At 57.3% G+C, this 295-nt stretch carries 1 pseudogene; it reads right to left on the minus strand.

The annotated features are described in order from the left end of the window. Positions 1 to 79 precede the first annotated feature (79 nt). Positions 80 to 295: pseudogene (locus B3849_RS07765) on the minus strand (pantetheine-phosphate adenylyltransferase); the annotation flags it as partial.

Consider the following 295-nt stretch of genomic DNA (forward strand, 5'->3'; position numbering starts at 1 on the left):
GGGCTGGTATGACAACGAATGGGGGTTCTCGAACCGTATGCTCGACACCTCGCGCGAGGTTGCGAAAACCCTCTGATCGTTATTGCGAGAAACGCTTTAACAGCTCGGCATTGACGGCGGGCGTCACAAATTTGCTGACGTCCCCGCCAAGCCGGGCGATTTCCTTGACCAAACGGCTGGCAATCGCCTGATGCTCGGCCTCTGCCATCAAGAAGACCGTCTCGACGCTATCATCCAGCTTACGGTTCATCCCCACCATCTGATACTCGTACTCGAAATCCGCCACGGCCCGCAG

The organism is Sulfitobacter sp. UBA4523, from assembly GCF_002388305.1.
GTDB lineage: Bacteria > Pseudomonadota > Alphaproteobacteria > Rhodobacterales > Rhodobacteraceae > Sulfitobacter > Sulfitobacter pontiacus.